12 protein-coding genes are annotated in these 13773 nt (G+C 67.7%); 5 read left to right on the top strand and 7 right to left on the bottom strand.

Annotation, left to right across the window (positions count from 1 at the left end; genetic code table 11):
* Positions 1-101 precede the first annotated feature (101 nt).
* The 4 genes from CFREN_RS08585 to CFREN_RS08570 form a co-directional block, all read right to left on the bottom strand.
* Positions 102-1172: an adenosylcobinamide-GDP ribazoletransferase gene (locus CFREN_RS08585; protein ID WP_209652537.1), complete on the bottom strand. Its 1071-nt coding sequence runs from the start codon at positions 1170-1172 to the stop codon at positions 102-104.
* 8 nt (positions 1173-1180) lie between these two features.
* Positions 1181-2317, bottom strand: a complete 1137-nt coding sequence (gene cobT, locus CFREN_RS08580; RefSeq protein ID WP_209652539.1) for a nicotinate-nucleotide--dimethylbenzimidazole phosphoribosyltransferase — start codon at positions 2315-2317, stop codon at positions 1181-1183.
* A 99-nt stretch (positions 2318-2416) separates the two neighbouring features.
* The gene (locus tag CFREN_RS08575) at positions 2417-3064 is read right to left on the bottom strand and encodes a bifunctional adenosylcobinamide kinase/adenosylcobinamide-phosphate guanylyltransferase (RefSeq protein WP_246580213.1); all 648 of its coding nucleotides are present in this window, start codon (positions 3062-3064) and stop codon (positions 2417-2419) included.
* Between the two features lie 7 nt (positions 3065-3071).
* The gene (locus CFREN_RS08570; RefSeq protein WP_209652543.1) at positions 3072-3833 is read right to left on the bottom strand and encodes a DUF3043 domain-containing protein; all 762 of its coding nucleotides are present in this window, start codon (positions 3831-3833) and stop codon (positions 3072-3074) included.
* Between the two features lie 265 nt (positions 3834-4098).
* Between CFREN_RS08570 and CFREN_RS08565 the strand changes: the two genes are divergently transcribed.
* Positions 4099-4440 (top strand): HesB/IscA family protein, encoded by a 342-nt coding sequence (locus CFREN_RS08565; RefSeq protein ID WP_035123219.1) that lies wholly within the window; start codon positions 4099-4101, stop codon positions 4438-4440.
* A 418-nt stretch (positions 4441-4858) separates the two neighbouring features.
* On the opposite strand, the gene asnB is transcribed toward CFREN_RS08565, so the two are convergent.
* The gene (gene asnB, locus CFREN_RS08560) at positions 4859-6784 is read right to left on the bottom strand and encodes an asparagine synthase (glutamine-hydrolyzing) (protein ID WP_209652545.1); all 1926 of its coding nucleotides are present in this window, start codon (positions 6782-6784) and stop codon (positions 4859-4861) included.
* A 349-nt stretch (positions 6785-7133) separates the two neighbouring features.
* On the opposite strand from asnB, the gene ctaC reads away from it, so the two are divergent.
* The 4 genes from ctaC (at position 7134) to CFREN_RS08540 (ending at position 10048) form a co-directional block, all read left to right on the top strand.
* Entirely contained in the window at positions 7134-8294 is a 1161-nt protein-coding gene (gene ctaC / locus CFREN_RS08555; protein WP_070519013.1) for an aa3-type cytochrome oxidase subunit II, read from the top strand.
* Positions 8295-8324: 30 nt separating this feature from the next.
* Entirely contained in the window at positions 8325-8771 is a 447-nt protein-coding gene (gene ctaF, locus CFREN_RS08550; RefSeq protein ID WP_070519015.1) for an aa3-type cytochrome oxidase subunit IV, read from the top strand.
* A 213-nt stretch (positions 8772-8984) separates the two neighbouring features.
* Positions 8985-9662: a helix-turn-helix domain-containing protein gene (locus tag CFREN_RS08545; RefSeq protein WP_209652547.1), complete on the top strand. Its 678-nt coding sequence runs from the start codon at positions 8985-8987 to the stop codon at positions 9660-9662.
* A complete protein-coding gene (locus CFREN_RS08540) occupies positions 9659-10048 on the top strand; it encodes a hypothetical protein (RefSeq protein ID WP_209652549.1) in 390 nt (129 codons plus the stop codon). Before CFREN_RS08545 ends, CFREN_RS08540 begins: the two co-directional genes overlap by 4 nt.
* On the opposite strand, the gene CFREN_RS08535 is transcribed toward CFREN_RS08540, so the two are convergent.
* Together CFREN_RS08535 and CFREN_RS08530 are read right to left on the bottom strand one after the other, a co-directional pair.
* Positions 10045-11361: an ISL3 family transposase gene (locus CFREN_RS08535; RefSeq protein WP_209651995.1), complete on the bottom strand. Its 1317-nt coding sequence runs from the start codon at positions 11359-11361 to the stop codon at positions 10045-10047. The two genes, CFREN_RS08540 and CFREN_RS08535, sit on opposite strands and share 4 nt — an antisense overlap.
* A 417-nt stretch (positions 11362-11778) precedes the next feature.
* Positions 11779-13497, bottom strand: a complete 1719-nt coding sequence (locus CFREN_RS08530) for an ABC-F family ATP-binding cassette domain-containing protein (protein WP_217124657.1) — start codon at positions 13495-13497, stop codon at positions 11779-11781.
* Between the last annotated feature and the right edge of the window lie 276 nt (positions 13498-13773).

The raw sequence follows: 13773 nt of genomic DNA, 5'->3' as shown, positions 1-13773 counted from the left end.
GCGCCGCGTCGTGGCCCGAAACCGCAGCGTGGGGCTTTGCCGTTCACCGGGGAGGAACCACGCTCACAGGGAAGGAATCAAAGGGAGGACGGGTCGCGCCCTCAGTTCAGCGCCAGCAACACGGCGACGATGAGCGTGGTCAACTGCACCATCGCGCCCAGCACATCGCCGTTGACGCCGCCGAGCCGCCGGACCGCCAACCGACCGAAACCGAAGGCGAAGACCACCGCGGCGATGCAGGCCAGCACCCCGCCGACGCCGGCGAGGACCCCGGCGACGATCATCAGCGGCACCCACCACGCGACGAGCACCCACGTCGACTGCGTCGCCGCGACGAGCCCACCGAACCCCGTCGGCGACATCGGGGGCAGGCTGCGGTGGCACCCGGTCGTCGCCACCGCACGCCCGATGATGAACGGCAACACGATCACCGCCGCAGCCGCGCCCACCCGCACCGGGTCGACCGACGCGCCGAGAATCCACGGCGCCGGAAACAACGCCGTGGCGAAACCGTGGACCAGGATCGACATCGCCGCAGCCTGCGCGACCAGCGTGAGCGCCACCGCAGCCGACCCCATCGGCCCGGTGTCGGAGGCACGCAGGATCTCCCGCGCGCCCTCCGGATCGCGGTAGGACCCCAGGGCATCGGCGACGTCGGCGAGGCCATCGACGTGCATCGCCCGCGTCAACAGCTCGGCCGCGCACACCGCCAGCACGCCCGCGAGCACCGCAGTCAACGGTGACGTCGCCGCCGCGACAGCCGCCGCCTTCGCCGCAGCCTCCGCCGATCCCGCGTCCGCCCCGAATCCGATCGCCCCCGCGGGATCGCCGGCCGGGCCCAACACGGAGGGCGAAGCGGAGGACGGGCCGGCGTCGTCAAGCCCCCGGACCCAGGAAGGAAACACCCCTGTCGCACCGCCCCCGAACAGCCACGCCAAGCCGGTCACCGCCCACGCCACCAGCACCGCACCCAACCCCGGCACGAGCCCCGTCAGGGGAGCCGCGGTCAACGCGCGCCGGCCGGTGATGCGATCGAACACCTTCGCGTCGCGCACGGGCACGACGGTCAACCAGGAAAACGCCGTGCCGACGCCCTCCGCCAACGCGTTGCCGTGCTGTGAACGGTCGCCCTCGAGGGACGCGCCCTCGGACGGCCCCGCCTTACCCGACACCGGTGGAATCAGTCCCGCTGAGACGGCTGCTCGCCGCCATCGCGATGCCCCGGACGATCCTCCTCCGGCGGCGCCGGAACATCGGCTGCACTGGCCGCCTTCGGGGCCTCGTCCTTGTTGGACACCCCGGCGTCGCCAAACGTCGCCATCTCCGACAACACCGCCACGGCCGACTTGAGGACCGGCAGCGCCGCAACCGCCCCCGAACCTTCGCCGAGCCGCATGCCGTACTCCAGCAGCGGCTCCAGGCCAAGATGCTTCAGCGCAATCGAATGCGCCGGCTCGGCGCTGCGGTGGCCGGCCACCCACCACGCGCGGGCGCCCGGGGCGAGCTGATCGGCCATCAACGCCGCCGACGCCGTGACCACCCCATCGAGGATCACCGGCGTGCGCCGCACCGCCGCCTGCGCCAAAAACGCGGCCATGGCCGTGAGGTCGGGGGAGGAGACGCGGCGCAGCACCTCGACGGGATCGTTGCGCAGCCGGCGAACCCGGAACATCGCGTCGCGCACGGCGGCGGTCTTGCGCTTCCAGCCCTCGTCGTCGATGCCGGTGCCGCGGCCGACGACCGTGACCGGCTCCGAACCCGTCGCCGCGCCGATGAGCACGGCCGCCGGCGTGGTGTTGCCGATGCCCAGGTCGCCGGCGATGAGCAGATCGGCGCCTTCGTCGACCGCGTCGTCGGCAAGCTTCTTGCCCACCTCGATGGCCCGGTCGCACTCCTCCTGCGTCATCGCGTCCTCGCGGTCGATGGACCCGCACGAACGGCGCACGCGGAAAGGCCCGTCGGCGTCATGGTCCAGCGACACGTCCACCGACGTCACCGATGCCCCGGCGACCCCCGCGACGGCGTTGACGCCCGCACCGCCGGCGTTGATGTTGGCGTGCATCTGAATGGACACCTCGGTCGGGTACGCCGACACCCCATGCGCCGACACCCCGTGGTCGCCGGCGAAGACGACGACGCGGCAATCATCCAACTGCTTCGGCGGGCACTGGCCCTGACATGCCGAAACCCAGATTCCCAGGTCCTCGAGGCGGCCGAGGGCACCCGTGGGCTTGGTCAACTGCGCATGGCGCTCGCGGGCGAGCTGCTCGACATGCTCATCGGGGGCGACGACGGTACCGAAGCGATTGTTGGTCATGGTTCAAAAGATTATCCCAGCCACCGGATCGGGGTCGGCCCGGTTCGTGGCGGTTCGGGCACCCGCCCCGGTTGCCGCGCCATTTCAGCTGATCCGGCGCTACTTCAGCGTCAGCGGCAGCCCCGCGACGACGAGCACCACCCGGTCGCACACGTCGGCCAAACGCCCGTTGAGCGCCCCGACTTCATCGCGGAACAGCCGCCCGGACCGATGTTCGGGAATGACGCCCATCCCCACCTCCGGAGTCACGATCACCAGGTGCGGCTCTTGCTTTACGACGCCCGCCTCCCCGCCATCGGCCGCAGGGTCCGCGGCAGTCGGGGAGCGCATCTCGCCTGCCCCGCTTCCGGGTCCGCCCCAATCGCGCACGGCGGCGACCAGCTCATCGGTCCACGGCGCCGCCGAACCGCGCGGGGAGCCCCACAGCTGCTCCCGGTCGAACACGTTCGTCAGCCAGGTGCCCACGTCATCGACCAAAACGAAAGGCGCCGACGGACGTCGCAACGCCTCCACGGCATCGACGTCGTCCACCGTGCGCCAATGCGCCGGCCGACGCTCCCGGTGGCCGGCGATGCGGGCGGAAAAATCGGAATCGAACCCGTCGGCACCCGGCCACGGACGCGCCGTGGCCACGTAATCGACCGGAACTCGCCGCGAGGTCGCCCCACCGGAAACATCGGCGTCGAAAAGCGACTCCGCCCACGCGGACTTGCCGGAACGGGCCCCGCCCAGCACGAGCGTCCGCACCGGCAACCTACACCTCGTCGCCGATGTTCTTCTGCGGACGCGGCGTACGCAGACGACGCGGCTGCGACGCACGCGAGTAGGCGTAGAAGCCCAGGCCGGCGCCCGGCGCATCGGAATCCGGGAAACGCTCGCGGATCAGCTTGTTCGCCCGCTTGCCGATGATGATCGCCTCCACCACCAAGCCGACGATCATCACCATCGAAATGATCGACGCGACATTCGCCACCTGCGGCATCGCCTGGCCCAGGAACATCACCAGCAACAGCACCAGCGCGAACGGCAGGAAAATGTTCGCGAAGAAGCGACGCGAGTCCACCCAATCACGTACCAGCGCACGCTCCGGGCCTTGATCGCGCGGCAACAGGTACTTCGGGTCGCCCGCCGCCATCCGCTCATCGGCGATGCGACGCTGCTCCCGGCGCTCCGCACGCTCGCGGGCCTTCTGCGCCTTCAACTCCTCCTTGGTCATGGTGGCCTTCTGCAACTTGCGCTGCTCGCGGGCCTCCTTGCGCGTCTTCGGAGGGGAAATCGGGCCACGGCGGGTGCCCTGGGCACGCTCGACCTCGTTGCGTTTCGGAGTCGGACGGCCCTTCTTCGGCGTGTACGCCTTGCCCTTGCCCTTGCCCTTGCCCGACGACGCCGGGGCGGCATCCTCGGTGGTGGGGAGGTGGCCGCGATCGGCGTCGGACGCGTCGGTCGACGGGGCGTCGGCGGCGGCGCCGGCGTCATCGGCGGCGGGGGACTCGTTCTTCTTCCAGGGCGTCTTCACGGCAAACACCCTATCGGGCCTGCTGCGACGGCCCAAAGTGGCGCGCCGGACCAGTGCGCTCCCGGCGGCGGGGCTCAAGCGGGATGTTCCGGAGGGGTTGGCCCGTGATGCGCCACGGGACTAGGGTGCCAAGGGTATCCTTCGTCAATATCGTCAACGCCCCGCGCGCTTCGCCGGAATCCCGTACGCGGGATGAGGGAATAACGTCCCCGCGGGACGCGTTCAACGAAGTGACCGAGCATCGCAACACAAGGAGCACCACGCTATGACCACCGCACAGACCACCGGCGTGACCCTCACCGACGCCGCCGCCGCCAAGGCCAAGGCCCTCCTCGACCAGGAAGGCGCCAACAACCTGTCGCTGCGCATCTCCGTCGCCCCGGGCGGCTGCGCGGGCCTGCGCTACCAGCTGTACTTCGACGACCGCAACCTCGACGGCGACGTCTCCGAGGAGTTCGGCGGTGTCCGCCTCGTCGTCGACCGCCAGTCGGTGCCCTACCTGATGGGCGCGAAGATCGACTTCGCCGACACCATCGAGCAGCAGGGCTTCACCATCGACAACCCCAACGCCACCGGCTCCTGCGCCTGCGGCGACTCGTTCAACTGATCGGCTGAGCCCGATCGGCGTCGTCTGATCGGCGCCTTCTGATCGTTCGCCGCTGATCGGCACCGCCCGATCGGCGGCATTCGATCGGCGGAACGACGAACCCCGCCCCGACTTCCGAGTCGGCGGCGGGGTTTCATGTTTTCGGGGTGCCGACGGGGCTGCACATCTGACGAGTGTGCGCGGGAAGGCCCCTGGTGCACATTCGTGGGGGTTGGCGGGGCTGCACATCTGACGAGTGTGCGCGGGAAGGCCCCTGGCGCACATTCGTGGGCGTTGGCGGGGCTGCACATTTGACGAGTGTGCGCGGGGAGGCCCCTGGCGCACATTCGTGGGCGTCGTCAAGCAAGGAACCGGCGGGGTCGATCTCGCACGGGCCAACCTCGAGCGGCCCCAACCCCGCGCCCCGCCCCGCGCGGCCCTAGAGGTGCACGGGGTAGTCGCGCTCCTCGATGTCCGGCTTGATGCGGTCCTCGATGAAGATGCCGTGCCACACCATGAACGCAAGAATCGTCCACAGGCGACGCGAGTGATCGCGCTCGGTGGGGTGGTGCTCCTCGAGCATCCGCAGCACCTGCGCCTTGTCGATCAACGCGTCGGTCTGCGACTCGCGGATGACGTCCTCCGCCCACCCGCGCAGCTCGTCGCCGGCGAGCCAATGGCGGATCGGCACCGGGAAGCCCAACTTGCGGCGGTTGAGCACATGCGCCGGCACGATCTGCTCCATCGCCTTGCGCAACGCGTACTTCGTCGTGCCCTCGGCGATCCGCAGATCCACCGGCAGGGTTTCGGCGACCTTGAACACCTCCCGGTCGAGGAACGGCACGCGCAGCTCCAGAGAGTTGGCCATGGTGATCTTGTCGGCCTTGACCAGGATGTCGCCGCGCAGCCACGTGAACAGGTCCAGGTGCTGCATGCGGGTGACCGGATCCATGCCCTCGGACCGGGCGTAAATCGGCGCGGTGACCTCGCGGTGGTCCCACTCGCGCTTCGCCCACGGCAGGACGGCGTTCAGCTGCTCCCAGTTGAAGGAGCGGGCGTTGCCGTAGTAGCGGTCCTCCAGCGGGGTGGTGCCGCGCTGCAGCAGGGACTTGCCGCGCATGCCCTCGGGCAGGGCGTCGCCGAGCTTGGCCAGGCCGGTCTTCAGCGGGCCGGGCACACGGTCGAACGGGGCGAGCGACAGCGGCTCCTTGTAAATGGTGTAGCCGCCGAACAGCTCGTCGGCGCCCTCGCCGGACAGGACGACCTTGACGTGCTTGCGGGCCTCGGCGGCGACGAAGTACAGCGGCACCAGCGCCGGGTCGGCCACCGGGTCGTCGAGGTACCAGATGATCTTCGGGATCGCCGCGGCGAATTCCTCGGGAGACACCACCTTGACGATGTGCTCCACGCCGATGGCCGCCGCCGATTCCGCCGCGACGTCGACTTCGGAGAAGCCCTTGCGTTCGAAGCCGGTGGTGAAGGTCAGCAGGTTCGGATTGTGGCGCTTGGCCAGGGTGGCGATGGCGGTGGAGTCGATGCCGCCCGACAGGAAGGACCCGACGGTGACGTCGGCGCGCATGTGCTGGGCGACGGAGTCCTCCAGCGCTTCGGCGATGCGGTCGAAGACGGCCTGTTCGCCGCCCTTCGGGACGGGGCGGATGGGGAAGTTCGGGTGGAAGTAGCGCTTCTGCTCGACTTCGCCGCCCGGGGTGACGGTGGCGGTGCAACCGGATTCGAGGCGGCGGATGCCGGTGTGCAGCGATTCCGGCTCGGGCACGTACTGCAGGTCCATGTAATGGACGAGGGCGCGCTTGTCGACGTCCTTGTCGTCGACGCCGAGCTCCGGGGCCATTTCGAGAATGGTCTTCTTCTCCGATGCGAAGGCGGTGCCGCGGTCGGTGGTGGCGTAGTACAGCGGCTTGATGCCGAAGGGGTCGCGGGCGAGGAAGAGCTTCTTCTCCACCGTGTCCCAGATGGCGATGCCGAACATGCCGCGCAGATGCTTGACGACGTCGGCGCCCCAGTGGTGAAAGCCGACCACGATGGGCTCTCCGTCGCCCGAGGTGTTGAAGGAATAGCCTGCGTCGGACAGCTCCCGGCGGAGTTCCACGTAGTTGTAGATCTCGCCGTTGAACGTCATGGCGTAACGGTCCGGCTGGTCTTCGGGGCCCCACACGAGCGGCTGGTGCGAATGCTCCAGGTCGATGATCGACAGGCGGTTGAAACCGAACACGACGTCGTCGTCGTTCCACGTGCCCGCTTCATCCGGGCCGCGGTGGCGCATGCAGGGCAGCGCACGCTCGATGGCGGGCACGAGCTCCGCGGCATCGGAGCGGGCCGTGAGAATTCCGAGGAGACCGCACATGGCTTTACGCGAACACCTTTCGTGGGGGAGGGGGACCGGTAAGACAATAGTCTCCCGTCGGGCGCGGACGAATTCCCGCGCCGGGTGAGATGCCGCACGGACCGTCGTCAAGCACGGGCCCGCGACGCGGCGACACGCCGCCCCCAACCGTGTGATCCGAATCATGGTGTGGGGTGCCACCCCCGTGAACATGCCCCTTCTCAGCGTTTTATCAGCCCGTCTATACTTGGTGACACCCCGTGGGGTCGGTCCGGTGTGGAGAATTCACAGGAATGGGCTAACCTGCTTGGGAAAGACGGAACTCTGATGGGTTCTTAAGGAATTGTGTGGATCAGGAAGGCAGACACACGTGAATCAGCGTAGAGAGTACGGAGCCGCCCGTAAGCTCGGCCTGCTCGGCGCCCTTGCCGGCGGCGCGACCCTGCTGGCCGGTTGCGACGTCAACCCGCCGGAAAACGGCTTCTTCAAGCTGCTGCGTTTCGGCTGGCCGATGGGCGTCACCCCGGAGGCGCAGGCCATGGGCAACTTCTGGGTGTGGGTCTGGGTCGCCGCCTGGATCATCGGCATCGCCGTGTGGGGTCTCACCATTTACTCCATGATCGGCTTCACCGCCAAGAAGGCCGAGAAGGCCGGCAAGGACGAGTTCCCCCGCCAGACCGCCTACAACGTCCCCCTCGAGCTGGTCCTGACGGTCGTCCCGATCCTCATCGTCATGGCTCTGTTCTTCTTCACCGTCCAGACCCAGGACAAGGTCACGGCGATGGACAAGGAGCCGGAGGTCGTCGTCGACGTCACCGGTTTCCAGTGGAACTGGAAGTTCGGCTACGCCAACGTCTCCGGTGACCTGATGGGCGGCGAGGACTACGAGGGCCGCGCCGAGAGCCAGAGCCCGGAGCAGTTCTTCACCGACGAGCACGCCGGCGAGGACGCCCCCGACCAGGTCGAGTACCCGGTCCACGGCCAGTCCAAGACCGACCGCTCCTACCTCCACTTCAACGAGGTCGAGATCCTCGGCACCACCGAAGAGGTTCCGGTCCTGGTCGTCCCGGTCGACACCGCCATCGAGTTCAACCTGGCGTCCGCCGACGTCATCCACTCGTTCTGGGTCCCCGAGTTCCTGTTCAAGCGCGACGTCTTCCCGCACCCGGAGGCCAACAAGTCGAACCGCCGCTTCCAGATCGAGGAGATCTCCTCCGCGATGATCGAGTCGCGCCCGGTCGACAACCCGCGTGACGGCTACTCCAACGCCTTCGTCGGCCGCTGCGCCGAGATGTGCGGCACCTACCACGCGATGATGAACTTCGAGGTTCGCGCCGTCTCCCGCGAGGCCTTCACCGAGTACATGCAGTTCCGCCTCGACAACCCGGAGGCCACCAACGCCGAGGCCCTGGCGCACATCGGCGAGGAGCCCTTCGCCGTGTCCACCAGCCCGTTCAACTCCGGCCGCATGGACACCCGCGACATGGGTGACCGCGAGGCCAACACCGTTGACCTGAACGCCGCCAAGTAACCGCCCGACGACTCCAGAAAGAAGTCAGACATGAAGTCCGCAGCAAAGCTGTTTTACGGCCTCACCGTGTTCCTGGGCGTTATGACCGTCGTGTACATCTTCGGCACGATGTACCTCCAGGACACCGGCAACATCATCAACGAGAACCACGGCCGCCTCGAGTGGGCCGGCGCCACCGGCCTGGTCATGGCCACCCTCCTGACCCTGTTCCTGGGCGTGTACTTCCACTTCACCGAGGTCCGCTCCGACATCGCCCCCGCCGACTGGGAGGAGGCCGAGGTCGCCGACGGTGCCGGCACCCTTGGTTTCTTCTCCGCCAGCTCCATCTGGCCGTTCGTGATGACCATGGGCATCCTGCTCCTGGGCTACGGCATCGCCTTCATGGCCTACTGGCTGATCGTGCTCGGCGCGATCATCCTGATCTGGGCCGCCACGCGGCTCAACACCCAGTACATCACCCCGCCGGAGAAGCACTAGCTCACCGGCCCGCCGGAGAAGAACCACCTCACCGGCAGCCCGCGACGGTGATCCCCCAGATCACCCGACGCGGACGCGACAGAACCCCGCCACCCGGCCTTCCGGTGGCGGGGTTCGCGCGTGTTCGGGGGGCGAAGACATGCAGGCCCGGTGCGCCCGATCTTGCCGTCACGTGCTTGACCTTGACGCGGCGTCATGGTGCACGATGACTCCATGCACATCGGAGACCTTGCCCGCGCCGCGGGCTGTTCCACCCGGGCCATCAGGAATTACCATGCCGCCGGCGTGCTTCCCGAGCCCCCTCGCGATGGGTCGGGCTACCGGGTCTATCGCATTCCCGACATCGCCGAGGTGTTGCGGATCCGGGCGCTGGTGGACGCCGGCCTGCCGCTGCGGGCCATCGCGAGTCTTCCGGTAGCGGATGAGACGGCGCGTCGTTCGCTCATACGTGAGGCAATGGGGTCCATCGACATGCGCATCACCGAGTTGGAGCGTCAGCGGCAACGTCTGCAGGCCATGCACGACGGAGTGTTCGGGGTGCCGTCGGACATACGCGGGGCAGTCTCGGATGTTTTCCTGGGTGCAATGCACGAGAGTGCCGACGACGATTGTCCGGTTGCGCTGGAGGATTTGCGGGAGGTCGCCGCAGCGGAGGTCGCTTCTCTCGAACTCATGGCTTTTGCGGGAGTCGCAACGGAAGCGACATGGACGCTCCTGCGGCGCAATTTGCTCGATGAGTCGCGGTGCCGCGCATCCCAGCGGGGAGCGCGTGCCTGGGTCGCGCTCGCCGACGTATCCGTGAAGCACCTGGACGATCCCCGAGACAAGGCCCGGCGGCTTGCCGACGAGGCGGTGCCCGCGGTTTGGGCCGGATCCAAGGCTCCGTTGTGAAGGTCCTGCGTTCACACCCCGGTTTCCGCCTGCTGAAAAGCGAACTTGGAATTTGGGCTGATCTGGCACGGGCATTCCGGGGGATATCGGTCGTCGCCGAGGGCGAGATTGCGATTCCCGCGAAACGAGGACTGTGGTTCGTGCCCGGCATGGTCACTGCCGCCACGGTGGTGGAAATCGTCGCCATCGAATTGCTGTTGCCGTGGCCGGCGGTGAGGATCGCCCTCGCCGTCGGCTCCGCCTACTCGCTCTTGATCCTGTGGGGCATCTTCGCGCAACGCGCCGTCCACGTGCATACCGTCGGAACACGGCTGACCCTTCGACGCGGTCGGACGATCATCGCGGCGATTGACGTCGCCGAGGTTTCGTGGCTCTTCAGGATTTAGAGTGCGTTGATCTTGGTGTGCAGCTGTCCGGAGTGGATCAAGGATCGCAAGATGTAGTGCCCGAGGTTCTTGAACCCCAGAGCGATGCCGCGCAGATGCTCCAGGCGCCCGTTGATCGCCTCGACGGGCCCGTTGGACGCGCCGATATCGAAATACGCCAGCACGTCCTTCTGGCGCCGGTACAGCGTGTTTCCCAGCTGCTTAATCTCCTCTAACCCCTTCGGCATCGTCGATGAACGCAGCGTGCTGATCACCTTCTGCATCAGCTTCTTGCCCTCGGCTTTCTTCGGGTACTGATAGGCGGCGATGATCTGCTGATACACCGACCACGTCACCTCCAAAGCCACGTAGTCTTCGTCGGTGGCCCACAGTTGCTCGAGTCGCCGATGCTGTCGATCAGTGAGGAAGTCAATCCTGGTCAACAGGGTTTTCCGGTTCTTATACAACGGATCGTTTTTCTTGCCCCGCCGCCCGGTGGTCATCCGCTGCAGGCGCTGCCGGCACACGGTCAACTTGTCGGCGGCCAGGTGCACCACGTGAAAGGGATCCATCACCGCCTGCGCCCGCGGCAGGGCCTGTTTGGTGGCGGTGGCGTAGCCGGCAAACCCATCCATCGTGACAACCTCGACCCGGTCGCGAAAGCCCTGCCCACGCTGGCCGAGCCAATCGCTCAGTACCGCGGCGCTACGACCCGGGACCATGTCCAGCAACCGGGCCGGTCCGGCGCCGTCGATGACGGGGGTGATGTCGACGAGCACGGTGACGAACGAGTCCGGCTCACCGGCCCGGTGGGTGTGCTTCCACACGTGCTCGTCCACGCCCAGCACGCGTACCCCGGCAAGGTGGCCGGGGTCGTCATAGACCAGGTGCCGGCAGGCATCCAGGGCGAGGTCGTTGACCAGGTCCCAGCCCAAGCCCAGGGCTTTGGCGGTGGCGGAGATACTCATTTTGTCGATCGCCAACCGTTGCAGAATCCAGCGGGTCACCCGGCGAGTGACGGTGCGCCCGCGTTCGGCGCAGGCCAGTTCGCCCTGGTAGATCCGCTGGGTACAGGACTGATTCAGGCACAGGAACCGCGGCACGCGTACCTGCAACCTGGTGGGGAAGCCGACGACGGGAAGATCGGTCAGCCGGCGCACGACGTGATCACGCAGCCGGCCTGTGTGTCCGCAGCCCGGGCACTTGTCGCAGGAGTCGATGGGACGAGCACTGATGACCGTGAACTCGCCGGCATCCGCGGCATCGGTGATCGTTAATCCCAGCTCCGCGGTGCGGCAAATGGTGTCGGCGACGAGGTTGAACGTAGGCTGCATCGTAGGGTCCTGGTTCGGTCAGATGGTTGTGTGGTAACTCTCATCTTGTACCGGCCAGGGCCCCTACATGTTGTGCCACCCCGACATATCACTTCCCGCTAATTACGCACTCCAGATCCGGATGAGCCGGTTTCGTCGGTGGCGCTTGTCCGTGACTATTCGGCCGAGCAGCACGCGCTGACCGACGGCGTGCTCGAGCTGACGAACGGACAGGGGAGCAACGTCCGCATCGTCCTGAACGACGATGGGGAGACCGCAGTGGCTCGGCCTCCCACATGGTCGCCGTGGCGCCCCAAGCCTGCACAAGCACTCACGGAGGTCCGAATGTAGGCCGACGACCCCGAGGCCGCGATCAGCGTGATCCGCACCGCCGCCGCGAGGTGACGAGACCCGCTTCGTCGTGGGAGAAGGAATCCGTCAGGCGAACTCGACGGGTTTCTTTCCCTTCGGAAGCTCGGTGACCTCGCCTTCCTCGACGACCAGGTGGCGGGCCTCGAGCCGGTCGACCATGCGGCGGTCGTGCGTCACCACGATGATCGTGCCCTCCGCCTCTGCGATGGCGTCCTGCACCTCTTCGATGAGGTCGACGGACAGGTGGTTGGTGGGCTCGTCGAGAAGCAAAATGTCCGGCGGATCGGCGACGACGAGCGCCAACGCCACGCGACGCTGCTGCCCCACCGACAAATCACCCACGGGACGCTTCGCGTCGCGGGCGGTGAGCAGACCCAGATCCTCGAGAGTGACGGCGGGGGACGGGTTGTCGTCGTAAAGCTGATTCGGGCTGCGCGATGGATCCGCCCAATCCTGCTCCTGCGCGAGCATGGCGATGCGCGCTTCCTGGCCGATGCGCATCTCGCCGGACGCCGGCGCGACCCGCCCGAGCATCACCTTCAGCAACGTCGACTTGCCCGCACCATTCGGTCCCGTGACCACCACCGTGTCGCCGGGGCGGATCGTCAGCGAACCGACGTGAATGCGCTCCGGCACGACGACGCCACGCAGTTTGACGTGGAAATCCTCGTCGCTGCCGGCAGGGGCGCGCTTCGTGGACAGCGGCTTGGTCAGCGGGGCATCGAAGCCGAGCAGGGCCGGCGGCTTGGACACGCCGTCCTCCTCGAGCTCCTCCAGACGCTGGCGGGCCGAACGGATGCGGCGGGCGACCTGACGATCGGCGCGGCCGCCGGCGTGGTCGTAGCCCATCTTTTCGTTGTCGCGCTTCGCACGCACGGGCCCGGCGTCCGCGTTGGCGGTGTCGATGGTCTTCTCCAGCCGCGCCTTCTCGTGCTGTTCGCTGCGCCACTGGTGCTCCCACAGCTGGCGTTCGTGGCGGCGGTGCTTGTCGTAGTCGGTGTAGTTGCCGCGGAACATGCCGATGCCCTCGCGGCCCGGCACCAGGTCGCCGATGACGGTGCACACCGCGTCGAGGAAATCGCGGTCGTGGGTGGCCACGACGACGACGCCGGGATGGCCGTTGATGGTGTCGATGACCAACTCGCGGCCACGGTCGTCGAGGTGGTTGGTGGGCTCGTCGAGAAGCAGAATCTCCGGCTTGCGGATCAGCGTCAGCGCCAGTCCCAGCCGCGCGCGCTGGCCGCCCGACAACTCGACCGACTTCTGGTCGAGCAGCGGGCCCTCCGGGCCGTCGCCCGACAGGCCCAGGTAGTCGAGGACGACCTCCGCGTGGTGCTCGGCGTTCCAGTCGTCGTGGGCCATGACGTCCGAAAACAGCGTGGAATAGGCCTTTTCGGCCGCCTCCGCCGCGTCCGGGGTCTCGGCGGCGGCCATCGCCTCCGCCGCGTCCTCCAGGGCCTGCAAGCGCCGTTTCGACGGCCCGAGCGCCTCGTCGACGAGCATGCGGCCCGTCGCCTCGAACGGCGCCTCCAACTCCTGCGAACCCAACACGCGCGTGCCCACGTGGGTGACGCTGCCGCGGGTCGGCTTGCGGCGGCCCGACAGCAACCACAGCAACGTCGACTTGCCCGCCCCGTTGTCGCCGACGAGGCCCAGCACGTCACCCGCGGAAAGCGTCATGTTGATGTCGCTGAGCACGGGCGTGCCCTCGTAGTCGTAGTGGACGCCGTTGGCCACGAGCTGCGTGGCGGAGCCGTCGATGAAGGGAAGGGGAGATTCGGCCATTGCGGCGCCTCCTGCGGGACTGGGAGCGGGTGGGGGAGGGGAGTGGTCGCCGCGGTTGGCTCGGCGTCGGCGCGAACTCCTCCGGGAGGGGATTGCTTGACGACGACGGCGGGGCGACCGGAGGCGTCAGATGTTCATGTGTCCAGCCTACGCAACTGAGAGTTTCCTGAATAGCGGCGAGGTGGTGCGCCGGTGATGCGGCGAGGTGGCGAGGCGGCGAGGCGGTGAGCCCGTGATGTGGCGAGGCCCTGAGGGGCCCGGGAAATGCGGAACCGC

The sequence above is a fragment of the Corynebacterium freneyi genome (assembly GCF_030408835.1).
Taxonomy (GTDB): Bacteria; Actinomycetota; Actinomycetes; order Mycobacteriales; family Mycobacteriaceae; genus Corynebacterium; species Corynebacterium freneyi.
The sequence above is the reverse complement of the archived record's forward strand: the minus strand, read 5'-3'. Positions and strand labels throughout refer to the sequence as shown.

What these genes read in the sequence shown, in the direction of transcription:
- CFREN_RS08565 (WP_035123219.1), top strand. Translation starts at nt 4,099, where the DNA reads ATGACCACCGCACAGACCACCGGCGTGACCCTCACCGACGCCGCCGCC.
- asnB (WP_209652545.1), bottom strand. Translation starts at nt 6,784, where the DNA reads ATGTGCGGTCTCCTCGGAATTCTCACGGCCCGCTCCGATGCCGCGGAG.
- cobT (WP_209652539.1), bottom strand. Translation starts at nt 2,317, where the DNA reads ATGACCAACAATCGCTTCGGTACCGTCGTCGCCCCCGATGAGCATGTC.
- CFREN_RS08545 (WP_209652547.1), top strand. Translation starts at nt 8,985, where the DNA reads ATGCACATCGGAGACCTTGCCCGCGCCGCGGGCTGTTCCACCCGGGCC.
- CFREN_RS08530 (WP_217124657.1), bottom strand. Translation starts at nt 13,497, where the DNA reads ATGGCCGAATCTCCCCTTCCCTTCATCGACGGCTCCGCCACGCAGCTC.
- CFREN_RS08535 (WP_209651995.1), bottom strand. Translation starts at nt 11,361, where the DNA reads ATGCAGCCTACGTTCAACCTCGTCGCCGACACCATTTGCCGCACCGCG.
- ctaF (WP_070519015.1), top strand. Translation starts at nt 8,325, where the DNA reads ATGAAGTCCGCAGCAAAGCTGTTTTACGGCCTCACCGTGTTCCTGGGC.